Source organism: Acinetobacter terrestris, from assembly GCF_004331155.1.
In the GTDB taxonomy this organism is placed as follows: Bacteria; Pseudomonadota; Gammaproteobacteria; order Pseudomonadales; family Moraxellaceae; genus Acinetobacter; species Acinetobacter terrestris.
This window is the reverse complement of the sequence record NZ_SJNZ01000002.1, coordinates 178,316-203,558: the sequence shown is the minus strand read 5'-3', so window position 1 is coordinate 203,558 and position 25,243 is coordinate 178,316. Positions and strand designations below refer to the sequence as shown.

General features: G+C 43.0%; 26 protein-coding genes. 13 read left to right on the top strand and 13 right to left on the bottom strand.

Translation table 11 applies throughout. The annotated features are described in order from the left end of the window. Positions 1–200: 200 nt before the first annotated feature. Positions 201–1,436: a magnesium transporter CorA family protein gene (locus E0H81_RS02245; RefSeq protein ID WP_131316184.1), complete on the top strand. Its 1,236-nt coding sequence runs from the start codon at positions 201–203 to the stop codon at positions 1,434–1,436. A gap of 126 nt (positions 1,437–1,562) precedes the next feature. Here E0H81_RS02245 and E0H81_RS02240 read toward each other — a convergent pair whose 3' ends face one another. The 9 genes from E0H81_RS02240 to E0H81_RS02200 form a co-directional block, all read right to left on the bottom strand. Further along, complete coding sequence (locus E0H81_RS02240; RefSeq protein WP_131316182.1) at positions 1,563–1,829, bottom strand: HP1242/YdcH family protein; 267 nt, start codon at positions 1,827–1,829, stop codon at positions 1,563–1,565. Between the two features lie 97 nt (positions 1,830–1,926). After that, positions 1,927–2,265 carry a chaperone modulator CbpM gene (locus E0H81_RS02235; RefSeq protein WP_131316180.1) on the bottom strand — a complete coding sequence of 113 codons (339 nt, stop codon included), beginning with the start codon at positions 2,263–2,265 and terminating at the stop codon, positions 1,927–1,929. 10 nt (positions 2,266–2,275) lie between these two features. After that, positions 2,276–3,244 carry a DnaJ C-terminal domain-containing protein gene (locus E0H81_RS02230; protein ID WP_131316177.1) on the bottom strand — a complete coding sequence of 323 codons (969 nt, stop codon included), beginning with the start codon at positions 3,242–3,244 and terminating at the stop codon, positions 2,276–2,278. Positions 3,245–3,388: 144 nt separating this feature from the next. Beyond that, positions 3,389–3,856, bottom strand: a complete 468-nt coding sequence (locus E0H81_RS02225; protein WP_131267910.1) for a DUF2147 domain-containing protein — start codon at positions 3,854–3,856, stop codon at positions 3,389–3,391. A 184-nt stretch (positions 3,857–4,040) separates the two neighbouring features. After that, the gene (locus E0H81_RS02220; protein WP_131316175.1) at positions 4,041–4,502 is read right to left on the bottom strand and encodes a DUF2147 domain-containing protein; all 462 of its coding nucleotides are present in this window, start codon (positions 4,500–4,502) and stop codon (positions 4,041–4,043) included. A gap of 222 nt (positions 4,503–4,724) precedes the next feature. Then, positions 4,725–5,180 (bottom strand): DUF2147 domain-containing protein, encoded by a 456-nt coding sequence (locus E0H81_RS02215; protein ID WP_131316173.1) that lies wholly within the window; start codon positions 5,178–5,180, stop codon positions 4,725–4,727. 215 nt (positions 5,181–5,395) lie between these two features. Next, entirely contained in the window at positions 5,396–6,271 is an 876-nt protein-coding gene (gene hslO, locus E0H81_RS02210) for an Hsp33 family molecular chaperone HslO (protein ID WP_131316171.1), read from the bottom strand. A 50-nt stretch (positions 6,272–6,321) separates the two neighbouring features. Beyond that, complete coding sequence (locus E0H81_RS02205) at positions 6,322–8,163, bottom strand: monovalent cation:proton antiporter-2 (CPA2) family protein (protein ID WP_131316169.1); 1,842 nt, start codon at positions 8,161–8,163, stop codon at positions 6,322–6,324. A 59-nt stretch (positions 8,164–8,222) separates the two neighbouring features. Next, positions 8,223–10,445 (bottom strand): primosomal protein N', encoded by a 2,223-nt coding sequence (locus E0H81_RS02200; protein WP_131316167.1) that lies wholly within the window; start codon positions 10,443–10,445, stop codon positions 8,223–8,225. A gap of 152 nt (positions 10,446–10,597) precedes the next feature. Here E0H81_RS02200 and gspF point away from each other — a divergent pair, with 152 nt between their 5' ends. The 3 genes from gspF to E0H81_RS02185 all read left to right on the top strand — a co-directional run bounded on the left by gspF (position 10,598) and on the right by E0H81_RS02185 (position 12,968). Continuing rightward, the gene (gene gspF / locus E0H81_RS02195; RefSeq protein WP_131316165.1) at positions 10,598–11,803 is read left to right on the top strand and encodes a type II secretion system inner membrane protein GspF; all 1,206 of its coding nucleotides are present in this window, start codon (positions 10,598–10,600) and stop codon (positions 11,801–11,803) included. A gap of 39 nt (positions 11,804–11,842) precedes the next feature. Further along, entirely contained in the window at positions 11,843–12,349 is a 507-nt protein-coding gene (gene gspG, locus E0H81_RS02190) for a type II secretion system major pseudopilin GspG (RefSeq protein WP_280526097.1), read from the top strand. 283 nt (positions 12,350–12,632) lie between these two features. After that, the gene (locus tag E0H81_RS02185) at positions 12,633–12,968 is read left to right on the top strand and encodes a hypothetical protein (RefSeq protein WP_131316161.1); all 336 of its coding nucleotides are present in this window, start codon (positions 12,633–12,635) and stop codon (positions 12,966–12,968) included. A 183-nt stretch (positions 12,969–13,151) separates the two neighbouring features. Here the strand turns inward: E0H81_RS02185 and lnt are convergent, their stop codons facing one another. Together lnt and E0H81_RS02175 are read right to left on the bottom strand one after the other, a co-directional pair. Next, complete coding sequence (gene lnt, locus E0H81_RS02180) at positions 13,152–14,711, bottom strand: apolipoprotein N-acyltransferase (protein WP_131316159.1); 1,560 nt, start codon at positions 14,709–14,711, stop codon at positions 13,152–13,154. Next, entirely contained in the window at positions 14,708–15,547 is an 840-nt protein-coding gene (locus E0H81_RS02175; RefSeq protein ID WP_131316157.1) for a CorC family transporter, read from the bottom strand. The genes lnt and E0H81_RS02175 overlap by 4 nt, the downstream gene beginning before the upstream one ends. A 202-nt stretch (positions 15,548–15,749) precedes the next feature. Between E0H81_RS02175 and tusA the strand changes: the two genes are divergently transcribed. Then, a complete protein-coding gene (gene tusA, locus E0H81_RS02170) occupies positions 15,750–16,007 on the top strand; it encodes a sulfurtransferase TusA (protein WP_004649978.1) in 258 nt (85 codons plus the stop codon). Positions 16,008–16,164: 157 nt separating this feature from the next. On the opposite strand, the gene E0H81_RS02165 is transcribed toward tusA, so the two are convergent. Further along, the gene (locus tag E0H81_RS02165; RefSeq protein WP_131316155.1) at positions 16,165–17,877 is read right to left on the bottom strand and encodes an electron transfer flavoprotein-ubiquinone oxidoreductase; all 1,713 of its coding nucleotides are present in this window, start codon (positions 17,875–17,877) and stop codon (positions 16,165–16,167) included. Between the two features lie 188 nt (positions 17,878–18,065). Here E0H81_RS02165 and E0H81_RS02160 point away from each other — a divergent pair, with 188 nt between their 5' ends. The 5 genes from E0H81_RS02160 to E0H81_RS02140 all read left to right on the top strand — a co-directional run bounded on the left by E0H81_RS02160 (position 18,066) and on the right by E0H81_RS02140 (position 22,504). Continuing rightward, the gene (locus E0H81_RS02160) at positions 18,066–18,677 is read left to right on the top strand and encodes a DUF1285 domain-containing protein (protein WP_131316153.1); all 612 of its coding nucleotides are present in this window, start codon (positions 18,066–18,068) and stop codon (positions 18,675–18,677) included. 48 nt (positions 18,678–18,725) lie between these two features. Next, positions 18,726–19,598: a glutamate racemase gene (gene murI, locus E0H81_RS02155; RefSeq protein WP_131316147.1), complete on the top strand. Its 873-nt coding sequence runs from the start codon at positions 18,726–18,728 to the stop codon at positions 19,596–19,598. Positions 19,599–19,729: 131 nt separating this feature from the next. Then, a complete protein-coding gene (locus E0H81_RS02150; protein WP_131316145.1) occupies positions 19,730–20,758 on the top strand; it encodes a DUF4062 domain-containing protein in 1,029 nt (342 codons plus the stop codon). Between the two features lie 66 nt (positions 20,759–20,824). Beyond that, complete coding sequence (hemH, locus tag E0H81_RS02145; RefSeq protein ID WP_131316207.1) at positions 20,825–21,838, top strand: ferrochelatase; 1,014 nt, start codon at positions 20,825–20,827, stop codon at positions 21,836–21,838. A 21-nt stretch (positions 21,839–21,859) separates the two neighbouring features. Next, positions 21,860–22,504, top strand: a complete 645-nt coding sequence (locus E0H81_RS02140) for an MBL fold metallo-hydrolase (protein ID WP_131316143.1) — start codon at positions 21,860–21,862, stop codon at positions 22,502–22,504. Positions 22,505–22,574: 70 nt separating this feature from the next. On the opposite strand, the gene E0H81_RS02135 is transcribed toward E0H81_RS02140, so the two are convergent. Beyond that, positions 22,575–22,760, bottom strand: coding sequence for a DNA gyrase inhibitor YacG (locus E0H81_RS02135; RefSeq protein ID WP_067722232.1), 186 nt, complete (start codon positions 22,758–22,760; stop codon positions 22,575–22,577). Positions 22,761–22,844: 84 nt separating this feature from the next. Between E0H81_RS02135 and E0H81_RS02130 the strand changes: the two genes are divergently transcribed. Genes E0H81_RS02130 through E0H81_RS02120 form a run of 3 tightly spaced genes read left to right on the top strand, consistent with a single transcriptional unit; the run spans position 22,845 to position 25,213 of the window. Beyond that, complete coding sequence (locus tag E0H81_RS02130; protein WP_171458414.1) at positions 22,845–23,519, top strand: class I SAM-dependent methyltransferase; 675 nt, start codon at positions 22,845–22,847, stop codon at positions 23,517–23,519. A 7-nt stretch (positions 23,520–23,526) separates the two neighbouring features. After that, a complete protein-coding gene (locus tag E0H81_RS02125; RefSeq protein ID WP_131316141.1) occupies positions 23,527–24,744 on the top strand; it encodes a TIGR03862 family flavoprotein in 1,218 nt (405 codons plus the stop codon). Between the two features lie 58 nt (positions 24,745–24,802). Further along, a complete protein-coding gene (locus tag E0H81_RS02120; protein ID WP_131316139.1) occupies positions 24,803–25,213 on the top strand; it encodes a GFA family protein in 411 nt (136 codons plus the stop codon). The last annotated feature ends 30 nt before the right edge of the window (positions 25,214–25,243 follow it).

The window sequence follows — 25,243 nt, the reverse complement described above, 5'->3', positions numbered from 1 at the left end:
GAGCTTCGTCAAAGTCATCACTTTGGCTGGCTCAGGGCTTTTTTTTGCAGTTTAACTGAGCAGGACATTTGGAAATAAAATCTTATTTGATTGCTTAAGTCTTCGGCTCAGCTCATAATTTTAAGACCGATAGATTGAATGAGCCAAGTTCTTATCGAGTAACAACAAAAAAGCAGAATTGTGAATAGAGAATTGTTTTAATGCAGGTTTATTATTTCTACCAACATCCGACAGAACATCATATTTTTGTACAAAAACAGCTAAATGCTGAAGCCGAGCCTGAATTTATCTGGATTGATTGTACTCGGGCTGATGTGGTCAATCGTGCGGAGGCGTGGCAAAAAGAAATAGATCAGCATACGCCTGTGTGCTTAAACGAATTTCATGTCAAGGATATTCTCAATTTAGAGCATCCATGCGCATTTGATACCATGGACGAATATGATTTACTTATTTTTCGTAAACTGATTACCCCAGATGATGACATAGAAACCGGTGAACAGGCGCTTGAACAGCATGAAAACACGTTTGGCTTAGCCACCACACCGATTAGTTTTATCATGACACCTCAGGTGCTGATTACGGTGCGTGAGCAAGGCAATAAAGCGGTGGAAAATTATATTTCCCGTATTGAAATGAATTTTATCCGTTCTACTCAGGAACAAAATAAGTCACGAAAACTTCCGATTACACCGCTCGATTTATCCTTGCGCTTGCTAAACAGTATGGTGGATGGTTATCTGGATTTACGTGTGCCGTTGACCCGACGGGTGGAGTTTTGGCAGCAGGAATTGTTGCAAGGCCATCGCCGGTTTACCAAGTGGAATCAGTTATTACAGGAAAGCATGTCTTTTCAACAGGTGGAAAATCTCTGTGAAGAACAGATTGATGCTTTACAAGAACTGCGCGATGAAATTGTCGATAATTACCCGCATTTAAAAGGCAAGAAGAGGTCTGAACGACAGGATATTATGCTGGTTCGCATGAATGATTTGGTCAGCCATGTGGAGAGAATTCAAAAACATACGGTTCGTCTGCGTGCTTCTATTCAGGCTGCAATAGACTTGCATTTTTCAGCCATCGCCAACCAGACCAATGAAAATATGCGTATCTTGGCGATTATTACCGCCATTTTTGCACCGCTAACTTTATTGACCGGAATTTATGGAATGAACTTTGAGTTTATTCCAGGTTTAAAATCACCTACCGGGTTCTGGAGCATGCTGGTCGTCATGCTCATCACTACTGTATTGTTGGTCTATTATTTTTATCGCAGACATTTGGTTGGGCGAGGGGAAAGGAGCGTGATTGATCTGTTGGCACAACAACATAAAGATCAGCGCGTGAATCTGTTCTGGTTCCTGGATTATGAGCCGATCAAGCAATCGGTTAAAGAAACCATGAAAGAAGTTGAAAAACTGACCAAGTTAAAATAGAGCTTTGCTTTTTATAAATCGCTTTTTATAAAAAGAAATCCTATTTTTAAGCGCAACAAGAGAGCTTGCTCTAAACTTGAAATCAGATAAGTGGAATGATCTGTCTTTACTTTTTAAGATTGAAAGCTAAGAAAGACCAACCACTTGAGCAGTTCGCGTCAGTATTTTATATATCTCATCTTTTATTTTTAGTTTTTTGCGCTTCATTGACTCAATATCATCATTAATCAGATTGACCGGATTGAGTTCAAGTTGAGTGATTTCCTTATCCAGTTCCTGATGACTCTCAAATATTTTTGCAAAATGAGGGTCATCATGACGTAGTTTATGGATGAGTTCCTGATGTTCTGGAAACATCTTTTTCACTTTTTTATTGCATTCTTTGGTTTTCATAAGCCTAGATTATTCTCACAAAGTGGGTTTTTAGGATAAAAATAACCATCACGTACTTGGCCATATTGAACAGTACGATCCAGTTTAAAAGGCTCAATCAAGAACCTTTTACATTCATGTGCTTAACTTGCTTGCGTAATTTTTGCACTTCATCTATTAAATCTAGCATCATCGCCACCGCAGAAAAGCTGGCATCAAAGTCGCGTTGTAAACGGTAAGCCCGACGTGCACGAGAAACATCATCACCAAAGAACTGGTGAATACGTTCTTCTGGGCGGGTATCTAAAATATCGTATTCGAGCAGTTGTAAAACCCATTCCGGACTTTGTCCGCAGGCATCAGCAAAGTGCTTTAAATCAAAACTATGATGCTCATCAATAACTTCGGCATGATGAGACCCATCACATACAATTTCACGATAATGAATAGTGGTCATGATTCTCTCCTTAAGCATTGCGAGGCTTAAACGCTGAAAAAGCTTCCGCAAAAGCTTGATAAGCCTGCTGTTCATGTTCATTTTGTGCAGCTGGATACACGATATTTAAAACCAGGAATAGATGACCTGGTGTTTTGCCGGGAATCCCTTTATCTTTTAGCCGAAGCTGCTGACCGGTCTTGGCATTTTTAGGCAGATTCACCTGAACCTTATTCCCTTCAGGCGTTGACGTTTCAATACTTTGTCCTAGTGCTGCTTCCCAGGGGGCAACATTGACGGTGTAGTAAATATCGGCGCCTTCAACTCGAACTTTCTCGGTATCTTTATAATGAATTTCAATATAAAGATCGCCATTTTTCCCGCCATTCACTCCTGTCTGACCTTGTCCTGCAAGACGGATATGCTGACCTTCCTTCATCCCTTTCGGAATTTTGACCTGTAAAGTTTTACGCTGAACTTCAGGCTCTCCCAAAGCATTTAAAGTCGGAATTTGCAAGGTAATCTGTTGGGTTGACCCATGGTATGCAACTGTAACATCGACTTCGATACTGGCATGCTGGTCTTCCCCTTGATAACTGCGCTGCTGCTGTCTTTGCTGCTTTTGATATTGATAATTGCCTCCACCAAAGCCTGAACCGAAACGTCCGAAAAGATCTTCAAAGCCACTAAAGTCTGAATGGCCCTGCTGGTCAAATCCCTGGCGGTAGAAGTGTGCGTTATCAAAGCCACCTGTTCCCGTATTTGCCCCAGACTGATAAAAAGCTTCAGGATGATCGAGCTGAAAATCATATTCAGCTTTTTTCTCTTCATGGCTTAACGTGTCATAAGCCACGTTAACTGCTTGCATTTTTTCTTCCGCATCCGCTTCCTTACTTACATCGGGATGATATTTTCGAGCCAGTTTCCGATAGGCTTTCTTTATTTGATCTGGGGTAGCATTACGCGTAATGCCAAGAACTTCATAATGACTTTTAGACATAAAATAAGAAGCTAAAATTGGCTAGGTTTTAATCATTATTGTGCCTTTCATAAAACTGAAACAGTGTAGATCTGTACCTTATTGTTTCAAATTATGACGAAAAAAAAGCTCCCTTTCAGGAGCCTTTGGAAATACTGAACAAGATCAATATTTAATCCAGGTTACACTGCGTCCAATCACGGATACCCCAACATAGCCACGAAGATTTAAATGCTTGCCACTTGCACTTAGGCGTGCCTTACCTTTGTAGATTTTACCGCCAATAGGATCGAGTACCCGGCCAGAATTAAATTCACGCGGGTTATCCGGATTTTGTTTAAATCCCCAGATAAAAGGTAAACCGAGAAAAGGTTTATTTTTTAAGTGACCCGGACAGTTAGAACAGATCACCATTTTTTCGGTTCCCGGAATATTGCGGGTGGCTACAATAACGCCTTCGTAGCTACCATCTGGCTTTTTACTAATTTCAACATCGGCACGCGAATAACCCGTACGGTCATCAATCGTTTTCCATTTGCCGACCAAAGGATCAGTTCCGTTTTCAGCAAAACTGAAGCAAGAAAGTGTGGCCAATATTGCCCCTGCGAAAATGCCTTTATATAAATTCTGCATTAATCCCCCTTAAAATGAAATATTTTTAGTTTTAGAGTAAAACGCCTAATTTATAACGATAATTGCTTGAAAAATCAAACAAATAAAAAGCCAAATATTTCACAAAAATAACGGATTATGCTTGTTAATTTAGTATTTTGGATCATTAGATATTAAAAAAGCCCAGAAAGGGCTTTTAGAAAATTTAATTTTTGACCCAGGTGATGTTTCGGCCGACCGCTGAGCCATCTTTAGAGCTACGAATGATTAAATGTTTTCCATGATTGCCCAGTCGGGCACGAGCAGGGTATTGCTGTCCGGTAACAGGATCTAGAAAAGTACCGTCAATAAATTCATTATTCTTCTCCGGATTGAGGGTTAAGCCAGACAGCGTGGTCATGCCCACAAGAGGTTTATTTTTATTTGTACCACTACATTTTTCGCAAACCGTATTTAGATAGGCTCCAGGTACCGCGCGAACATCAATAATTTTAGCGGAATAATGATTACTCTTATCTTTTTGAATGATCACATCCGATAACGAGTAGCCAGTTCGGTCATCAATGGTTTTCCATTGGCCAATTAAAGGATCGCTAGAGGCAAAGCCAGAACAGCTGACGGTTACAGTGAATAACATAAAAAGAGACGTACGTAATTTTGAGTTCATAAACCGTTTAACCCCAAGAAAAATGAGAGAAAGAATACCTAACACAATAAAGGCATAAAAAAATTATGGTTTTATTTATAACGAATTTAACTGGGTATTACCAGTTAAATAAATAAAAATTAATAACTTTATTATGTGAATAAGGTCGTAAAAATAAATTAAGAAATGCTCTAGATAAAATCACAAGTTTTTTATGAAAACCTGTGATGACTGAAGATAAGTTTAATTAACCTTAATCCATGACACGGTTCGACCTAACAGGCTGGTGCCAACAAATCCACGTAAGGTAAGCACATTTCCGCGTGCATTCAGGCGTCCTTTGCCTTGGTAGACATGACCTGAAAGTGGATCTAGAACATGGCCATCAATAAATTCATCTTTGTTCTTGGGGTTCTGCTTAAAGCCTGAAAGGATGGGGAGGTCAATCAGTGGTGCATTTTTTAATGCTCCTTTACATTTTTTACAATGATCAATGGCAGGGCGGTTTGGAATGGCATGAACTTTGACAATTTTTCCCAGGTAAGTTCCATTCTTTTGCTGGGTGATTAAAACATCTGCACGTGCATATCCGGTTTTGTCATCAATGGTTTTCCATGTGCCGGTTAAGTCAGGCGTTTCCGCATGAAGAATACTGCTGGCAAGAAGCACCAATCCACTCAAAATTATTTTTGTGTTCATGTAAACATTCCAGTCATTAATTTATTTTTATGTATGAAAAATAAAAGCTTTATTGAGATTATTTGCTTTATTTCGGTATGGAATTTTACTTAAAAATAACCAAATTACAAGTCACTAACCTAGATCTAAACAGGTTGGCAGACAGACGGGGCATTAAATTTAGGCATAAAAAAGAGCAGCGATAGTGCTACTCTTTGTATGGACTTGAAGTTGAATTAACTCAGATGTTGACCAAATAATCCAAAGGCTTCTTCAGCCGTAAAGGTATAATGCGTACTGCAGAATTGGCAGTCCATGGTAATCGGGTTTTGAAACTCCAAGGTTTCACGTACCGCTTCAACCCCAATTTGAATCAGTGCATTGGCACAACGCTCTTTAGAACAGGTACAGCCAAAGCTTAACTGTTCAACTTCGGGTAACCGAACATCTTCTTCGTTATACAAACGATAGAGAATTTCTGTGGCTTCGAGGTCGGTCAGTTCTTCTGGCTTTAATGTGTCAGTCAGCATGGTCAGGCGTGGCCAGAGATCATCATCGACAAGTTGCTGCTCTTCTTCACTAATGCGCGGCAACAGTTGAATGAGTAAACCGCCAGAACGTTCGGTGGTGCTGGCCAACGTGATTTTTGTTGGAATTTGTGCAGATAAATCATAATACTGCATCAAACAGCCGGCTAGCGTGTCGTGTTCAATAGGAACAATACCTTGATAGCGTTCACCAAATTCAGGTTCAATATTAATAAACAGTACCGGGCTGACCAACGCTTTGAAAACCGTACTGCTGTCTTGTGCCTGAAAAAAGCGCGGATCTTCTTCGTAGTCAGCGGAAGCACGTAATTCACCTAAATGGTTGCATTCCGCCATGGCCCATTTAAATGTGCCCGCTGCCTGAATTTGCAGGCTAATACGTCCTTTAATTTTAAGGGTGCTGGCCAGTAGGGCGGTCGCACTGAGCATTTCACCCAAAAGGATTTGAAGCGCTTGCGGATAGTCGCGTTGGGCCAGAATGGTTTGCAAAACTTTTTCGAGATGCACCACTTCACCCCGAATCGGGCAATTTTCAATATAAAAGCGTTGACGTAATTCAGACATAAATTTCTCCAATAGCCCGTGTTAATGGTGTCTACATTGTAAAACACAAGCTAGTTACTATCATCTCTTGTGACATCAATACGCTGATGTTCTAGGCCACGTTGCAAATTGACGCCAGTCGGTTCTTGACGAATTTGAGCATCACTTTCAAATAAGTGTTCCAGCTCGGCTAAAGCATTACGATGCGTTTCATAAATCTTTTGTTCATCGGTATAGACCCGTTGTTGCTGAAGCAGTAATTTTTCATCGTAATCACGAAACAATTCAATGCTTTTATAAGCATCTTCTTCACTGATATCCAGTTCACGCAAAGCGCGATAGGCCATACCCATAGACGATAAATAGGTTTCACGCCAGATATGTTCTACCCCTAAATCTCGCAGTAAATGTACATGATGACGATCACGTGCACGCACCAAAAGTTTCAGGTTTGGATAGTTTAAGCGAATATGGCGTGCGACATTCATCGAGTCTTCAATATCGTCAATCGCCAGAACAAAAACTTTGGCGTGTTCAACACCTGCAGAACGTAGGATATCCGGTTGTGTGGCATCACCATAGTATACCGTACCGCCATAATTGCGCACGAAATCGACTTTTTCCAGATTGCTGTCAATTGCGGTGAAGGACTGATGCTGTAAATGCGCAATACGGGCAATGATCTGACCAAAACGCCCAAATCCGGCAATAATCATCGGGTTATGGGTATCTGGAATTTCATCGTAGACTGGAGTTTTTTCTTTATCAATCAATGGAATAATCCAGCTGCTAATCATCCAATACAACATTGGAGTGAGCACCATTGAAAGTGTAACAATCAATGTTAAAGGCTCAAGAATCGCTTGGGTGATGACTTTTTCACTCCCCGCCACTTTGAGCACCACAAAAGCAAACTCACCTCCTTGAGATAAACAGGTCGCAAGCAGCAAGCTGTTACGCCATGAATATTTTAAATAACGCGCAATTGCAGTGAGGGTCAGGCTTTTGACCAGCATTAAAATGAGTGCACCACCGATAATCATCCAGGGCATATCGACCAGGAGAGACAATTGTGTGGTCATGCCGACCGTCATAAAGAATAGACCGAGTAACAGTCCTTTGAAGGGGGCAATGCTGGCTTCAAGTTCATGGCGGAATTCAGAATCGGCAAGTAAAACCCCGGTTAAGAAAGCCCCCAAAGTCGTGCTGATCCCGAGTACATCCATCAGTGCAACCACGCCCAGGACAATAAACAAACCCACTGCAGTAATCAGTTCATGTGCACCACTTTTAGCCACAAAGCGGAAAAAAGGACGCATCATATAGCGGCTAAACAGGAACAGGCCGCTAAAGGTCGCAATGATTGCGGCAAAGTAGGCAACGCCATGATGGGTCGATTCAGTGCCGGCCAATAAGGGGATAATCGCCAGCAAGGGAATGGCGGCAATATCTTGAAATAATAAAATCGAAAAAGATTGCTGCCCGAAGGTGGTATTCAGTTGTTGTTTTTCAGAAAGCAGTTGCAGGACAAAGGCGGTAGAGGATAAAGCCAGCGCAGCTCCAATCACAAAGCTGGCAGAAAGGCTTTGGTTTAAGGCAAAAAAGATGATAATAGCCAGAATAACACCGGTAATGCCGACTTGTAGGCTGCCCATCAAAAAGATGGATTTACGCATTTCCCACAGTCGTTGTGGACGTAGCTCCAAGCCAATAATGAACATCAATAAAATGACGCCAAATTCGGCCAGTTCCTGAATCGCTTCAGGGTCGCTGGCAAGATTGAATGCGCTGGGACCAAGCAAAATGCCTGTAAACAAATAGCCGAGTACGGTGGCGATGCCAAAGCGCTTGGCCAGAGGAACCAAGAGTAAGGAAGCTCCAAGAAAAATCGTAATTTGTAATAGCAGCGACATTGGCCTGTCCTAGAATTTATTTTAAATCCAAAAATTTTAAGCAAAGCATCCGCTTTGACTTAGCTTAATTCCTGAGGGTCTATATCGAGTGTAAGTTTCATGGTTGAGGGCTTTTGATGCAACATATTTTGCCACCAGGCACGAATATAAAAGTGTAATCGGGCACGATCTTGTGACAACAGCACCATATGCGCCTGATAACGTCCGGCTTTGCGTTCCATTGGGGCTGGAATCGGTCCCCAAATATCAATCAGGTTTTCAGAAACCTGTCTTAGGGCTTGGGCGTGTAGCTGCAAGAACTCTTGGTTCTGTTCCTGACTTTTCGATTCACAGCGAATGAGTGCCCCATAACGAAAAGGTGGAAGTAATGCAGCTTGGCGTTCTTTCAAGGTCTGTTTGGCAAAATGCCGGTAATCTTTGTCAATTAAAGTGTTGAGTAAAGGATGATCCGGTCTCAGGGTTTGTAAATAGACTTCACCTTTACGTTCTCCACGACCGGCACGACCCGCAACTTGGACAATCAGTTGTGCCGTGCGTTCGGTCGCGCGGAAGTCAACACTAAGCAGTCCTGAATCAATATCTAAAATGGCGACCAGGGTGACATAAGGGAAGTGGTGGCCTTTGGCCAGCATCTGGGTGCCGAGCAAAATAATCGGTTCACTTTTCTGAATTTTGTCATAAATTTTTTGCCAGCTGCCGACCCGACTGGTGGAGTCACGGTCCACCCGAATCACCTCAAAATTCGGAAACAAGACTTGTAAATTTTCTTCAACTTTAGCCGTGCCCAGACCAATCGGTTTCAATTCGCTATGTTTGCACTGCGGGCATTGTTCCGGAAGGCGGTGAATGCTGCCACAGTGGTGACAATGCAAATGCTGATACGGCTGTCGATGCACGGTAAAGTTGGCGTCACAATGCGGACATTTGGCCTGCCAGGCACAGCTCTCGCAAATCAGCACCGGTGCATAACCACGGCGGTTTAAAAACACCAACACCTGTTCTTTTTTATCCAGACGTTTTTGTATTTCATCAATCAGGCTTTGACTGATGCCATTCTGCTTTTGCGCAATTTTCAGGTCAATCAGATGTATCTTTGGCATCAGCGCGATACCTGCACGCTGATTCAATTCCAAACGTGTCATTTTTCCTGAATCAGCTAGTGCATAACTTTCAATACTTGGTGTGGCTGTACCCAAAATAATTGGACAGCTTTCTAGATGCGCTCGATACATCGCGACATCACGGGCGTGATAGCGAAAACCTTCCTGCTGTTTAAACGAGAGGTCGTGTTCTTCATCGAGAATGATTAGACCTAAATTCGGCAGGGGGGTGTAAATGGCAGAACGGGTTCCCAGAATAATCGAGGCTTTACCGGTTTGAGCGGCTTGCCATGCCTGCAAGCGTTTTGAATCATTTAGACCTGAATGCAGCAGCACAATATTGCCATGGAAACGTGACTGAAAACGGCTAATGGTTTGTGGGGTTAAACCAATTTCAGGAACCAGCACCAGTACCTGCTTACCTTGTTTCAGCACCTCTTGCATGATCTGTAAATAGACTTCGGTCTTGCCACTACCGGTTAAGCCATCCAGTAAAAAAGCCTGATATTTTTTCTGTGCTTTAAGCACCTGTTGTACTGCTTTCTTTTGGTCTTCATTCGCCGTTAATGGCATTTGCGCCAATGTGACCGGCTGTGGACTGAAATCCTGATTTTCCAGAACACATTCAATAATCTCTTTTTTCTCTAAAGCCTTGATCGTCGCTGTTTCAATGCCGGCCAGATTTAAAATATTTTCCGTGGTTCCCTGAGGGTGTAATTTCAGTACTTTATAGGCTTGTTGCTGTTTTTCAGAGCGTTTTACTTTTGCTTCAGCAGCCAAATCCAGAACTTTCCACATCCGCGCCAATAAATTATACGGTTTGCCCTGACGCAAGAAGGTCGGTAAGGCACTCTGGAAAACTTCGCCAATTGGAAATTGGTAATATTGAGCCGACCAGGTGAGTAAATTTAAGCTTTTCTGATCTAAAAGGGCATGCTCATCCAGCAGTTCGCTAATGGCTTTAAGCTTAAAACGCGGATCAATCGGAGTATCACTTGTTAATTTTTCAACAATAATGCCGACCAGATTCTGACGTCCAAACGACACGGCAACACGTGCCCCAACTTCAGCTTGCTGGTATTGTTCAGCGCTGAGCATGTAATCAAAGCAGTCATAGATATGTACAGGCACTGCAACACGGATGCGATAAATGTCGGATGGAGTCGATGGTGTATTTGGCATAAATAAGGGTTAAAGCGTCCTGATCAAATTTCGTCGTGCTAAAGATAGAGTTATGTTAGAGTGAGCAAATCATGAATATCTAAGAATATGAATGATTTTGGTGGTCAGACGCAACAGCGCTGAAGGAAATTTTGGAAAATTAGAGCATCACAATGCCTGCATATCAATTTACTGCCATTGATGCTTCAGGGAAGCAGCAAAAAGGCGTGTTAGAAGGGGATTCAGCACGTCAGATTCGTCAACAGTTAAGAGACAAAGAGCTCATTCCTGTGACGGTTGATCCTGTTGAGCAAAAAGATAAGCATAACTCAGAACGCTGGTTTCAGAAAAAAATCACCGCTTATGATTTGGCCTTGTTTACCCGCCAGCTTTCAGTTCTGGTTGCAGCAGGGATTCCTTTAGAAGAAGCGCTGCGTGCAGTGGGCAAACAAAGTGAAAAGGCCCATGTACAAAATTTGTTGATGTCAGTGCGCTCAAAAGTGATGGAAGGGCATTCACTGGCCAATGCCTTGCAGCAAGCCGGGCGTTTACCGGATTTATATATTGCCACCATTGCCGCGGGTGAACGCTCGGGACATCTCGATTTAATTCTGGATCAGTTGTCAGATTACACTGAAAACCGCTTTGCCATGCAAAAGAAAGTGCAGGGCGCGATGATTTATCCGATTATTCTCATGCTGATGTCCTTTGCAATTGTGATGGGACTGATGACCTATGTGGTTCCAGATATTGTAAAAACTTTTGATCAAAATAAAGATGCATTGCCCTGGATTACCGTGGCACTGATGAAAACCAGTGACTTTATTCGTGTGGCATGGCCATTTCTGTTGGTCGCAAGTATCGTTGGTTTTACAGCTTTAGTCCGCTTTTTAAGAACCTCGGCCGGGCACTATGCATTTGACCGGTTAACGCTCAAATTGCCATTATTTGGTAAATTATCGCGTGGTATAAATGCAGCACGCTTTGCCAGTACTTTATCTATTTTGACCCAGTCCGGCGTGCCATTGGTGGATGCACTTAAAATTGGTGCTGCGGTGAGTAATAACTGGGTGATTCGGGATTCAGTCAATGTCGCAGCAGAGAGAGTCACCGAAGGTAGCAACCTTGCAACGCAACTGGAGCGCAGTGGTTATTTCCCGCCGATGATGGTACAAATGATCAAAAGTGGTGAAGCATCAGGCGAGCTGGATCGTATGCTGGAGCGTGCCTCGACCATGCAAGATCGTGAAGTGACTACACTGATTTCCACCTTGCTGGCACTGCTTGAACCCTTAATGCTGGTGTTAATGGCCAGTATTGTGTTGGTGATTGTGATTGCGGTGATGCTGCCGATTGTGAATATGAATAATATGATTTAATAAAATTGCGTGAAAGAGATGAATATGAATAAAGCTAAAATGCGCCAGAAAGAGATTGTTGTGAATGATGTTCAAACCTCCTCAAGCATAGCTTTCGGACTTGCGGCACGGTCGAGTGTTACTCGACTGAATCGTGCCTCAGGCTTTACCCTGATTGAAGTCATGGTCGTGATTGTGATTTTAGGTGTCTTGGCTGCGCTGATTGTTCCAAATGTCATGGGACGTGGTGAAAAAGCTAAAGTTGATACTTCTGCCATTACCTTAAAAGGTGTGGCGGGCGCTTTAGATCAGTACAAGCTGGATAATGGTAAATATCCATCCATGCAAGATGGTGGTTTAGATGCTCTGGTGAATCAGCCTGCCTCTGCAAAAAACTGGATGCAGGGTGGTTATGTCAAAGGTGGCTATCCAAAAGACAGTTGGGAAAATGACATTCAATATGTGATTCCAGGTGCCGAAGGTCGTGCATTCGATTTATATTCTTTTGGCGCCGATGGTAAAGAGGGCGGCGAAGGTACAGATGCCGATATTTATTATCAGCCTTAATTGAGAATCATTATTTATTTCAAAGCTGTAGAATATATCACTTCACTTCATCTGCCTGTTCAATGCTAAGTGAAGTGATAATAAATCTTAATTATAAAATATATATTAAGTTATTGAATTAAAATAAATTTATATAATGAAGACTGTTTGAGATTTATAATAAGAATTATTACCATGTTTGATGGTTACATTAATCGTTGAATGTGAATATAAATAGACTTTCTATTTATTAAAAAGCTTGCATAATGCTCTGAATGGCAACGTTTTTGCCGGGGAGAATCGAATGAAAGCATTAATCATATCGGATGAAATTAACCAGTTTCATGGGGTAATGCTCAAGTCTGTTCTTTTAATTTTGAGTTTGCTTCCCATAAGTCAGGGTATTTTAACTTTATGGAATGCGACGCAAGGAAGTAGCCAGATTATGGTCGGCTTTTTTGCCATCAGTTTATTCAGTGCACTATTTATATTGTGCTTTTGGTCTGCATTAAAAGCGACTGTACTCAGCTTAAAACAACAACAGATTTCAGCTTTAGAACAAAGTTTAGTGAATGTTTATCGTTATATCCCAATGCTGTTTTTAGCAGCCATGATGTCTTATTTAGTGACCCAGTTTTAAAATCAATTGCATAAAAAACCGAGGCATTGACCTCGGTTTTTTTTATAGCCTTTTTATGCCTTCTCCCTCTGGGCGAAGCTTAGGATGAGAGGAGTTTAAATCCTATCCCTACCTTCCTTCACATGCACTTCGCTTTAAAAGCAATGCTTTAAAGCTCGTTCAGTAGAGGGAACACCGTAATGCTTAACGTCGTGATTTAAACGACACATCTACCTTACGTGGGCGATAAATCCAGCCCAGAATCAACAACAACAATGAAAAACCTAGAATTGGCCAGTCACTCAGACGCATATATAAGGTTTCACCTTGCATCGCTGGAACATCACCACGAAGCACTGCTGTTTGATCAGTAGGTGCCTGTTTCACGATATGCCCGTTGTGGTCAATAAAGGCAGTTACACCGGTATTGGTGGCACGAATAAACCAGCGGCCATTTTCTTTAGCGCGCATTTGCACCATTTGTAAATGTTGCCACGGTCCTGCAGTTCCGGTGAACCAGGCATCATTGGATACCGTGACCAGATAATCGCTTTGACTGGCATTACGACGCGTCAGGTTTGGATAAGCCACTTCATAGCAAATAGCCGCACCTAGCGCATGGTTTTTCACATTCAATGGTTTTTGATCACGTGCACCACGAGAGAAACCACTCATCGATGGATCATTTTGCAATGCGGGCAATACCCAGCTGAGCCAGCCAGATAAAGGAATATATTCACCAAACGGGACTAAACGTTGCTTTTTATACAAGCCTTCAGTCTCATCACCTGTCGCCATAATGCTGTTGTAGTACATCGGCTGCTGTTCGATTTTTGATTCTTTCAAATCCCAATAAGGAAGACCGGTGACCCATGCCGTTCCAGATTTTTCTGCCTGAACTTTCATGGCATCAAGGAAAGGTTCGATATCGGTCTGAAACATCGGAATTGAAGATTCAGGCCAAATAATCAGATCACGGCCCCATTCAGTACGACTTAAACTGGCATAGATCATCAAGGTTTTGACTTGATATTCGGTCAGCCATTTAAGGTCTTGCGGAATATTGCCTTGAATCAGCGAAACTGAAAGTGGTTTCTCATCCTTCTTTTCAACAAAGTTGAGGTATGACGCTCCCCAAGCCCCGAGCAATAAGATCGCGGAAGGGACAATCCAAAATACACGTTTATTCAGAATTTCAACCAGTGCACAGGCCAGTATGATCACTACAAACGATACGCCGAATATCCCAAACAAAGGCGCGTAGCCATCCAGGAAACGTTCAGTGAAGGCATATCCAACAAATAACCATGGAAAGCCGGTAAATACCCAGGTTTTTGCCCACTCAAAGAACACCCAAAGTGGTGCAAAAGTCAGTGGCGTTTCAGGAAAGAATCGACGGTAAATCCAGGTTTGTAAGGCGGTAAATAGTCCCATTACCAATGCCATAAAGGCGATCATCAGTACACTTAAAAAGGCACTGGTATCACCATAAACATGGATTGAGGTATAGAGCCAGAATGCACCGACAAACCATAAACCAAAGCCGTAAGCCCAGCCAATGCCAAAGGCTTGTCGTGCCGAACGTTTACGCAGTGATACATAGAGCAAGGCAGGGGACAGCAGTGCAAGCCACCAGTAATAATAAGGTGCCAGCGCAAAACTGAACATGGCGCCTGAAAATAATGAAATTAAAAAAGGATAAATAAACGGGAGCTGATTTTTTTGTTGAGCGGAATTTAACAGCTTATCAAAGTATGTTCTCATTTACGTACAGCTCGAATCAGATGAATAGTGCGTGCATCTGCTTCTACAATGGTGAATTCCCAATTTTCAAGTTCAATGATTTGACCTTGTAAATCGCTGACTAAACCCATTTCTTGAAGCAATAAACCGCCGACAGTTTCTACTTCATCATCGGAAAAATCAGCATCTAAAACATTGTTAAAATGTTCAATTGGTGTAAGCGCTTGAACAAGCCAGGTATTCGCCGTTTGAGGATCATTATCTGGAATAATGAATTGGGCCTCTTCATCGACCTTATCATGTTCGTCTTCAATTTCACCGACAATTTCTTCTAAAATGTCTTCTAAAGTCACCAGACCGGATGTTGTGCCATATTCATCAATGACCACCGCGATATGGGTTTGAGTGTTCTTTAACATGCGAAGCACTTGGTCAGATCGGGCACTTTCCGGGACAAAGATCGGTTGACGCATAAGCATGCGAATATCGACTTTATTGCTCCGTTCGGTTAGAAATGGCAGTAAATCCTTGGCCAATAAAATTCCGACTACATTGTCGGGCTGATCGGACGAAAATACCGGAAAGCGAGAATGCGCAGACTCTATAAGGGTATGCAAGATGTCGAGTAACTGATCATCTTCTTGCAGGCTAATCATTGAGGTACGTGGGGTCATAACCTCACGGACTTTTGTCGCAGGAAGGTCAAGTACGCCTTCAAGCATTGCAACAGTATCGGGTTCTAAAAAACGACGTGAATCTTGTACTAATTTTAGCAGTTCGTCGCGAGTTTCGGGTGCAGTGCTTAACCATTTACGTAAGCCACGCATGCCCCACGACGGGCCTGATTCCTCGTGCATGATCTTTCCTAAAGACTCTTAATATCTAAAAAAACAAATTTTATCATACTCGAGAAAATATAGATGTCTATCTATAAAATTGCTGTATTTCATGAATGCATGAGTCATCATTTTCTATCATTTGGATACGGGCTTTGAAAGCAAAAGACAGCATTTGAGTTTATGTTAAAATGGCAATGATTTTTTGATACCGAGTTTAAGAATGTCTGAACCGCTTGTTACTCCCACTATTCAGCTGAATACACGAGGACTACGTTGTCCCGAACCTGTAATGATGTTGCATCAAGCGATTCGTAAATCAAAATCGGGTGATGTGGTGGAAGTGTTTGCCACGGATAATTCGACGTCTTGGGATATTCCAAAATTCTGTATGCATTTGGGTCATGAATTATTATTACAAGAAGAAGTACTGGATGAAGCGGGCAATAAAGAGTTTCATTATTTGGTCAAGAAAGGCTAAGTTAGAATATTCTGTTGTTCATTTTAAGATGACATAAAAAAATCCCCTCCAGTGAGGGGGATTTTTATTCCATATTCGGAGATGAGAACTTGCGGAATATATTCCTCATTCGCAAGAGGAGGCAGGAAAAACACTGTTTTAACCTGCCGCAAGGACATTACATGTTTGGATAGTTCGGACCACCGCCGCCTTCCGGCGTTACCCAGGTGATGTTCTGAGACGGATCCTTGATGTCGCAGGTCTTGCAGTGCACACAGTTGGCTGCATTGATCTGGAAACGCTTGGAACCGTCATTATTTTCCATGATTTCATAGACCCCGGCCGGGCAGTAACGCTGTGCAGGCTCATCCCATTGCGGCAAGTTCACTTCAACCGGAATCGAGGCATCGGTCAGCTTCAAGTGCGCCGGCTGGTTTTCTTCATGCACGGTATTCGATACAAACACCGAAGACAGGCGGTCAAAAGTCAGCTTGCCATCCGGTTTCGGATAGTTCGGCTTAAAGGTTTCAGCAGCCTGGGTTTTCAATGCAGCATGATCCTGTACCAGGTCATGCAGGGTGAACGGTACCTTAAATACGTTCTGGTCAATAAAGTTAAACGCGCCACCGATCCACTGGCCAAACTTGTGCATCGCCGGACCAAAGTTGCGGCTGTTATACAGCTCTTCTTTCAGCCAGCTGTTGTTGAACTTTTCGGTATAAGCCGTCAATTCTTTGACAAAGAAATCTTCGCCTTCAACCACACGGGCAACCGCCAGGTCACCGCCTTTTGCAACACCGGCAGATATCGCTTCAAACACCGCTTCACCGCAGAGCATGCCGGATTTCATTGCAGTATGAGAACCCTTGATCTTGGCAAAGTTCAGGAAGCCTGCGTCATCACCAATGAGAGAGCCGCCCGGGAAGGTAAATTTAGGCAAGGAATTAAAGCCGCCTTTGGTTACGGCACGCGCGCCATAGGAAATACGCTTGCCGCCTTCCAGATACTGCTTGATTAAAGGATGGGTTTTCCAGCGCTGCATTTCCATAAACGGATACATATGCGGGTTGGTGTAGGAAAGATCAACGATCATGCCCAAGGTCACCTGGTTGTTTTCCGCATGATACAGCCACCAGCCACCTGAAGAACCAGTTTCAGATAAAGGCCAGCCGGCACCGTGCATCACTAAGCCCGGTTTGTGCTTGGCAGGATCGATTTCCCAAAGCTCTTTAATCCCGATGCCGTAATGCTGCGGATCGGCATCTTTGGCCAGATTGAACTGTTCAATCAGACGCTTGCCGAGATGACCGCGGCAGCCTTCAGCAAAAATGGTGTATTTGGCATGCAGTTCATAACCTGGAGTAAAGTTATGCGTCGGTTCGCCATCCTTACCAATGCCCATGTCACCGGTCTGGATGCCTTTTACCGTACCATCTGCATGGTAAAGGATTTCAGCAGCGGCAAAGCCCGGGAAGATCGACACTTCCAGCTCTTCGGCTTTGCTGCCTAACCAGCGCACCACGTTGCCAAGGGAGATGACATAGTTGCCGTCATTGTGCATGGTTTTTGGCACCATCCAGTGCGGCGCTTCCTGTGATTTTTCATCAGAAAGCAAGAAGAAGGTTTTATCTTCAGTCACCGGAACGTTTAGAGGCGCACCTTGTTCTTTCCAGTCCGGGAACAGCTCGTTCATGGCACGCGGTTCAAGCACCGCACCCGACAAGATGTGTGCACCGACTTCGGAGCCCTTTTCCACGACACAAACGGACAGATCATTCAGGTTGTTTTCAATTGCAAGTTGACGGATCTTGATCGCTGCAGATAGACCGGCAGGTCCTGCGCCAACGATGACGACGTCAAACTCCATCGATTCACGTTCGATGTGTTCCATGTAGGACTCCTCATATGATTTGAAGGGGGCAACCGTGGTGATTTCACCCGGTGCTGCCATGAGTGTTCTTAATGCCCAGACACAATTTTATTATCATGTCTTTTATATTGTGGGCTAGTATAGTTTTAAAGCTTGATCTAGCCAATTGGCTGAATCATATTATTTTTCCGTCAGCAGGGGTATTCCGTATGGCTAATCAAAATAATGCACCAAATCAGACGAAAAATGTCACTATTCCTGATGATAAAAATTTAATGGGTATTACACAATACTTAAAAGATGCACAGACCGGTCACAAAAGGTCAATCCCTCCCTTGGACCAATTTAACCCAAAGCATTGCGGTGCAATGGATTTAAAGGTAAAAGCCAATGGAGAATGGTGGCACGAAGGTCAATTGATCAAACGACAAGCCTTGATTGACTTGTTCTCTACGGTACTCTGGAAAGAAGATGGCAAGTTCTATTTAAAGACGCCGGTTGAGAAAATTGAAATAGAAGTTGAAGATGAACCTTTATTCGTCAATCAGGTGGATCAGGTCGAAGTTGAGGGTAAACGCTATATTCAACTTACCACTACAACCCAGGATGTGGTGATTGTGGATCAGGAACATCCAGTTTTTATGCGTGAATATTCAGGTGAATTACGTCCTTATGTATATGTCCGTTTTGGCATCAATGCCTTAATTCAACGTTCTGCTTTTTTTCATTTAATTGAAATGGGAGAGCTACTTGAAAATGACAAAAATGAAACCATTTTAAGCTTACAAAGTGGTGATTTTCACTTGCAATTAGGCACCTGAGGTTTAAGCTTTGTGCTTCCGATTTCCTGAACTGCTGAAAGTGAAACTATGACAGCCATTCACCCTATTTATCCTTTAACAAATCAAATGCCCAAGGCGCAACCTGATGCACCGATTGGGATTTTTGACTCTGGAATAGGTGGATTGTCTATCGCTCAGGACATTGCGAATTACTTGCCCAAAGAACGCATCCTTTATTATGCAGACACTGCAAATGTGCCTTATGGACCGCGTGAAGACCAAAATATTCGTGAGCTCACCGCTTATGCAATTGAATGGTTGTATCGTCAAGGCTGTAAAGTGGCAGTGGTGGCCTGCAATACCGCTTCTGCTTTTAGCCTGGATTATTTGCGTGATCATTATGGTGAAAACTTTCCGATTATCGGTTTAGTGCCTGCATTAAAACCTGCTGTATTACAAACCAAATCCAAAACGGTGGCTGTTCTGGCAACGCCAGCGACTTTTCGGGGCAAACTGATTCAAGATGTAATGCAGCGTTTTGCCCTGCCTGCCCATGTAAATGTCATCCCCGTGACCTGTCTGGATTTGGTGCCCTTTGTAGAAAGTGGTGCGCAGATGAGCACGGAATGCTTAGCGACCTTAAAAGAGATATTACAACCCGTAGTCGACCAAGGCGCAGATTATTTAGTCTTGGGATGTACCCACTATCCCTTCCTCAAACCTGCAATTGAATCGATTTTTGGTCAGAAACTGACATTAATTGACTCTGGTGTACCAGTTGCGCGACAAACAGCCCGAATTTTGATTAAAAATGAGTTATTATTTGAACAAGATCAAAAAGACAGCTTAAGAATTGAATGTCATGTCAGTGGCAATAATGCAGAAAATTTAAAAACTGTGTTGCAGTGCCTGATTCAAGAGAATTTAACTTGGGATATTCGCAACATTAGTGTTGAATAAGCAAAGAAACGTAGCTAGTCTTTTGAAATATAGTAGAAAAATTAAATTTAAATTGGGGTGGTCGATTACAGCCGAACTGATCAGCATGGCTACAGTTAGGGATGTAATGTGCAATTGGAAGAGGATAACCAATGCTCGATAAGCGTTATCAGGTTTTTATTTCTACGTCTGGCAGTGAGATGCAGCCCGAACGTATCGTTTTAGCTCAGACTCTGGTGGGAATGGGGTTCTTTTCTTGGGGATTAGAGCAACGCACCCCCTTGAGTACGGCATTTGCACGTCGTCAAATTGATGACTGCGACTATGTGGTGATTCTTTTGGGCAGCCAATACGGTGAGCAATCGGTGTCAGGTGTCGGGTATATGCATCTCGAATACATTTATGCAGTCACCAAACAGAAACCGATTATTGTCTTTATGCATGAAGATCCGGCGTCCCGGGACTCGACTTTGCAGGATCAAAAACCGGAGCTTCGCGAAAAATTCTTGGAATTCCGTAAATTATTACAACAAGAAGCAGATCAGATTTTTACTTACCGTAGCATTCGTGATCTGGAAATGGCAGTGCGCTTTAACATGCCACAAATGCTGGAACGCTATCCTGTTTCAGGTTGGGTTCGACCGCAGAACACGCAATCCTTGCATGATGAAATTGATCAGCTCAAAGCTAAAATTGAGCAGCTTGAAACTGAAGTGGGCAAGCGAGAAGTCGATCCATTCTTATCTTTACCCAAAGTTTCCATGCATGAATTATTTTCTTTTGAATACCGGATGCATGCTTATCAGGACGGTAATTTCAAAGAGCTGAAAATTCAAAAGAAACTGACCTGGGCGCAATTACTGAATATTTTAGGCAGCATGTTTGTCAATCCGACACCAGAAGAATATTTTTCTAAATATATGAATGATTATTTAAATGATACCGGCCTAGAAGATGCGCGTGTAGAAATGCCGCGTGCACATGCAGTGGCACGTGCACAAATCAATATTCGTGCTTTGCACAGTATTAAAATGCAAATGCGTCAAAATGACTGGATTGTGCAATCTGGACGTGACGACCGTCAGCGTATGTTGTGGCAAATCACCTCCAAAGGACAAAAGCTTTTGGAAAGTAATTTGCTGGATAATAATCGTGTTTTTCAATTTAAATCACAATATTAATCTATATAGAGAAAGTGCAGAAAACTGTTAAAGTAAAGCAGTTTATATATGTTGGAAAAGGGTTTGATGTTTTCTGCACCTAAAGCGAAAGTCACGATTATTTTAGCCAATTTGGGTACGCCGGACGAACCCACTGTTCCTGCAGTGCGCCGTTTTCTGAAACAGTTTTTATCTGATCAGCGGGTCATTGAAATTCCAAAACCCATTTGGCAAATCATTTTAAGACTGTTTATTTTGCCGTTTCGTCCTAAACGGGTGACCCATGCTTATGCAATGGTCTGGGGGCAAGATTCACCGATGCGTGAAATTGTCTTGGAACAGGTTCAAGCGGTTCAACAGCAGTTAATTGAGCATTATCCACAGTTTGAATTAAATATTGTCCCGGCCATGAGCTATGGTAATCCGGGCATTCAGGAATTGCTGCAAAAATTAAGTCTAAATCCGCAAGATCACATTATTTTACTTCCGCTGTTTCCTCAATATTCGGCAACCTCGACCGCTCCACTGTATGATGCAATCGCAAAGTGGATCCTGACCCAGCGCAATTTACCGGGCTTGTCGATTGTTCGTGATTATTATCAGCATCCTTTATATATTCAGGCTTTGGCGCAAAGTGTGCGCGACTATCAAGCTGAACACGGCGTTGCTGAAAAACTGTTGATGTCATTCCATGGCATTCCACAGCCTTATGCAGATAAGGGTGATCCCTATGCAGACCGTTGCCGTATGACCGGGCAACTTGTGGCAAAGGCTTTGGGTTTGCAGGATGATCAATGGGGAATGAGTTTCCAGTCGCGTTTTGGAAAACAGGAATGGATTAAACCTTATACCGATCAGCTGTTAAAAGACTGGGCAGAGCAAGGAGTAAAATCGGTGCAGATTATGAGCCCGGCATTTTCCGCAGATTGTCTTGAGACTTTAGAGGAACTGGCTTTGCAAAATGCTGAAACCTTTAAGTCAGCAGGGGGTGAACACTATGCCTATATTCCTGCATTAAATGCCCGTACAGATCATATCGCATTGCTCATCACCTTGCTTCAAGCTAATCTTGATGCATTAACGCAGACATTCGCCCGCTAATTTCACCGAGGTTTCACCATTATGTTGCAAGTCAAAATTGTTCCTGTCACGGCATTTCAGCAAAACTGTTCAATTGTTTGGGATTCAGAAACTAAAGAAGCAGTTTTGATTGATGCGGGTGGTGAGCCTGAAAAATTGGCAGCTGAAGTTGAAGCACTTGGTTTGACCGTGAAAGCTTTATGGTTGACCCATGGTCATCTGGATCATGCCGGTGCAGTGGGCGCATTAACCCAAGTGTGGAATGTTCCGGTGATTGGTCCGCATAAAGAAGATGCTTTCTGGCTGGACATGATTCAGGAAGTATCGCAACGTTATGGCTTTCCTATTCCAGAAAAAGTGGACGTTACCCAATGGCTTGAAGGTAGAGAAGTGTTAAAGCTGGGCGATGAGGAATTTGAAGTACGTTTCGCGCCCGGTCATACTCCGGGTCACGTGATGTTCTATAACAAAAATTATGGTCTGTTGTGGACGGGTGACGTACTGTTTAAAGGCTCTATCGGGCGTACCGACTTTCCACGCGGCAATCATCAACAACTGTTAGATTCAATTCAGCGTGAATGTTTTAGCCTGCCAGATGAAACTCAATTTATTTCAGGTCATGGTCCAATCAGTAGCATTGGTTTTGAAAAACAGCATAATCCCTTTGTTGCGGGTAAAGCGGGTTAATGTTTGAAATTTTGTTGTAAAAAAAGTCTGCAGATGCAGACTTTTTTATATATGCAATTTTTTGAAATAATTAAAACTCATCTTCTTCACGACCACCATCCGCTTGCGGTGCATCCTGAGTAGGCAGTTTATATTCATCATTTGCCCAAGCGCCCAGATCAATCATCTTGCAGCGTTCTGAACAAAAAGGACGGAACTCGTTGCCTTCCCAAGTCGAAGGTTTGCCACAACGCGGGCAAGGAAAAGTGCGAGGCATCTTATTCTCCGGATAAAAATGATGATTCGATTAGTCAAACTCAAGCGCTCTTGCTAGACTTGAGCTGATTTTTGTTAGTTTGATCTGATTATGCCAATTCGTCAATTTCAAGCACAGCGTATGCATGCGCCTCGTGATTTTCAAATGATTCGCCCAGAGCCAATTTGTGTGGAAATTGGTGCAGGTAAAGGTAAACATGCCTTGCTTTTTTCGAGTCAGCATCCTGAACATAAATTGATTGCCATTGAACGCACCCGTGAAAAATATTTGGCGATGCAAAAACAGCATGCCTTAGAAGGACAAGGTAATTTACAGGCGGTTCATGCCGATGCCATGCCATGGATTGTGCATGCTTTATTGCCCGCGCAAGTGCAGCAATTTTTTATTTTGTATCCCAATCCTGAACCGCATAATCCGGCCCAGCGCTGGTTGAATATGCCGTTTTTTGAATTTTTACTGTCACGCTTAAAAGTTGCTGGAACGCTGACTTTAGCCAGCAATATTCCTGAATATATAGCAGAAGCGCAACAGCAGCTGATTGAAACTTGGAAATTACCCTTTGTTAAAGAAGTGATTCCAGTTACTTCGGCACGTACCCATTTTGAAATTAAATATTTGCAACGCGGTGAACTCTGTCAGCAATTGATCATCACCAAGCCAGAAGGCTACAGCACCCGTTTTGATGATTTTATGCCGCTGCAAGGTCAAAATGCGGTGATCGAAACTGCATCAGAAACCAATCCCAAAGATGCTGAATAAGTTTGCTATGAAAAAACGTGTTGCAATTATTGGGGCAGGTCCTGCGGGGCTGATGGCGGCAGAAGTTTTAACCCGGTACGATTATGACGTGCATGTTTATGAACAGAAGCCCTCGGCCGCACGCAAATTTTTAATGGCTGGAAAAACTGGATTAAATATTTCCCATGCCGAGCCTGTAGCACAGTTTATACAGCGTTATGATCAAGCAGACTGGCTGGCAGCTTGGATAAAACAGTGGGATGCAAACTGGATTCAACAATGGATGAAGGACTTAGGGATTGAATCTTATATCGGTTCATCTTGTCGGGTATTTCCTGTTGAGATGAAAGCTGCGCCATTACTGCGCGCTTGGTTAAAACGATTGGTCGAGCATGGAGTAATTTTTCATTATCGTCATCAATGTCTGAAGCTGAGCAGTTCCGAATTACAGTTTAAAAACCTGATCAAGGAACAGGTTGAAACCCAGCAGTTTGATGCCATTGTGATGGCCTGTGGTGCGGTATCTTGGTCACAACTCGGCAGTGACGGGGCATGGCAACAATGGTTATCTCAGGATGAAATTGAAGCCTTTCAAGCCAGTAATGCCGGCGTAGAACGAACTTGGTCCAAGTTTATGCAACCGGTATTTGGCCAGCCTTTAAAGCGCGTTGAAGCATGGGTAGAAGGTCAAGCCAAAACCATGGGTGATATTGTAATTAGCCATTATGGCTTGGAAAGCGGCCTGATTTATAAACAGGGTCGCGCGCTACGTCAGCAGGTTAAAAATGGTCAAACCATGCAACTCTATCTGGATTTAATTCCAGATCAGACGGTTGAGCAGCTCGCGCAAAAATTAAAACCGAGTAAAAAGCAGTCTTTAAGTAATGTCTGGCGTAAAGCAGGTCTAGACCATGCCAAAGCCAGTTTAGTGCGTGAATTGGTGGCTAAAGATCTATGGAATGATCCACTGGCTTTAGCCCAGCAGGTTAAGCATTTGGCTATTGCTTTAACGGGCTTCCGTCCGATCGAAGAAGCGATTAGCTGTGCTGGTGGCATCAAGCGAGACGTCCTGTCTGAACAGCTCCAGTTGAAGTCAAATCCGTATGTGTTTTGTTGTGGCGAGATGCTGGATTGGGATGCGCCAACTGGCGGTTATTTATTGACAGCATGTTTTGCCACAGGCCGTGCCGCAGGTGAAGGGGTGCATGATTATCTGGCTGCAAAAATAGAGCAGGGAAAATTTTGAACTGTGATTTGAAGCATGCTAGGCTAAAAGTTCAATCATTATAAAAAATGCGGCTGTTATGTCTAAACAAAACCTGTATAGCGGAAGCTGTTTATGTGGCGGTTTACGCTATGAAATTCATGGCGAAATTGGTGACATCGTGCAGTGTCATTGCCAAAAATGCCGTAAAGCCAATGGCACAGCTTTTGCCAGCAATGCTCCCATTCAAAAAGCAGATTTTAAAATTGTGCAAGGTGAGCATTTACTGAAAAAGTTTCAATCGAGTGAAACGACTCAGCGCTGTTTTTGTGCCGATTGTGGCTCACCGATTATCAGTATTAAAGCTGAAACACCGGATCTGTATCGTTTGAGAATTGGCAGCCTGGATACACCACTTCAGCAAAAGCCGACCCAGCATATCTTTGCTGCCTCAAAGGCAGAGTGGGATAGCATTTGCGATGGCCTGCCACAATATGACGAGCGAGCCTAAGTCACTCCAACAAAGATGAAGGGATCAAGT

Coding starts and splice junctions, on each gene's coding strand:
- E0H81_RS02245 (WP_131316184.1), top strand. CDS start 201: ATGCAGGTTTATTATTTCTACCAACATCCGACAGAACATCATATTTTT.
- E0H81_RS02240 (WP_131316182.1), bottom strand. CDS start 1,829: ATGAAAACCAAAGAATGCAATAAAAAAGTGAAAAAGATGTTTCCAGAA.
- E0H81_RS02235 (WP_131316180.1), bottom strand. CDS start 2,265: ATGACCACTATTCATTATCGTGAAATTGTATGTGATGGGTCTCATCAT.
- E0H81_RS02230 (WP_131316177.1), bottom strand. CDS start 3,244: ATGTCTAAAAGTCATTATGAAGTTCTTGGCATTACGCGTAATGCTACC.
- E0H81_RS02225 (WP_131267910.1), bottom strand. CDS start 3,856: ATGCAGAATTTATATAAAGGCATTTTCGCAGGGGCAATATTGGCCACA.
- E0H81_RS02220 (WP_131316175.1), bottom strand. CDS start 4,502: ATGAACTCAAAATTACGTACGTCTCTTTTTATGTTATTCACTGTAACC.
- E0H81_RS02215 (WP_131316173.1), bottom strand. CDS start 5,180: ATGAACACAAAAATAATTTTGAGTGGATTGGTGCTTCTTGCCAGCAGT.
- hslO (WP_131316171.1), bottom strand. CDS start 6,271: ATGTCTGAATTACGTCAACGCTTTTATATTGAAAATTGCCCGATTCGG.
- E0H81_RS02205 (WP_131316169.1), bottom strand. CDS start 8,163: ATGTCGCTGCTATTACAAATTACGATTTTTCTTGGAGCTTCCTTACTC.
- E0H81_RS02200 (WP_131316167.1), bottom strand. CDS start 10,445: ATGCCAAATACACCATCGACTCCATCCGACATTTATCGCATCCGTGTT.
- gspF (WP_131316165.1), top strand. CDS start 10,598: ATGCCTGCATATCAATTTACTGCCATTGATGCTTCAGGGAAGCAGCAA.
- gspG (WP_280526097.1), top strand. CDS start 11,843: ATGCGCCAGAAAGAGATTGTTGTGAATGATGTTCAAACCTCCTCAAGC.
- E0H81_RS02185 (WP_131316161.1), top strand. CDS start 12,633: ATGAAAGCATTAATCATATCGGATGAAATTAACCAGTTTCATGGGGTA.
- lnt (WP_131316159.1), bottom strand. CDS start 14,711: ATGAGAACATACTTTGATAAGCTGTTAAATTCCGCTCAACAAAAAAAT.
- E0H81_RS02175 (WP_131316157.1), bottom strand. CDS start 15,547: ATGCACGAGGAATCAGGCCCGTCGTGGGGCATGCGTGGCTTACGTAAA.
- tusA (WP_004649978.1), top strand. CDS start 15,750: ATGTCTGAACCGCTTGTTACTCCCACTATTCAGCTGAATACACGAGGA.
- E0H81_RS02165 (WP_131316155.1), bottom strand. CDS start 17,877: ATGGAACACATCGAACGTGAATCGATGGAGTTTGACGTCGTCATCGTT.
- E0H81_RS02160 (WP_131316153.1), top strand. CDS start 18,066: ATGGCTAATCAAAATAATGCACCAAATCAGACGAAAAATGTCACTATT.
- murI (WP_131316147.1), top strand. CDS start 18,726: ATGACAGCCATTCACCCTATTTATCCTTTAACAAATCAAATGCCCAAG.
- E0H81_RS02150 (WP_131316145.1), top strand. CDS start 19,730: ATGCTCGATAAGCGTTATCAGGTTTTTATTTCTACGTCTGGCAGTGAG.
- hemH (WP_131316207.1), top strand. CDS start 20,825: ATGTTTTCTGCACCTAAAGCGAAAGTCACGATTATTTTAGCCAATTTG.
- E0H81_RS02140 (WP_131316143.1), top strand. CDS start 21,860: ATGTTGCAAGTCAAAATTGTTCCTGTCACGGCATTTCAGCAAAACTGT.
- E0H81_RS02135 (WP_067722232.1), bottom strand. CDS start 22,760: ATGCCTCGCACTTTTCCTTGCCCGCGTTGTGGCAAACCTTCGACTTGG.
- E0H81_RS02125 (WP_131316141.1), top strand. CDS start 23,527: ATGAAAAAACGTGTTGCAATTATTGGGGCAGGTCCTGCGGGGCTGATG.
- E0H81_RS02120 (WP_131316139.1), top strand. CDS start 24,803: ATGTCTAAACAAAACCTGTATAGCGGAAGCTGTTTATGTGGCGGTTTA.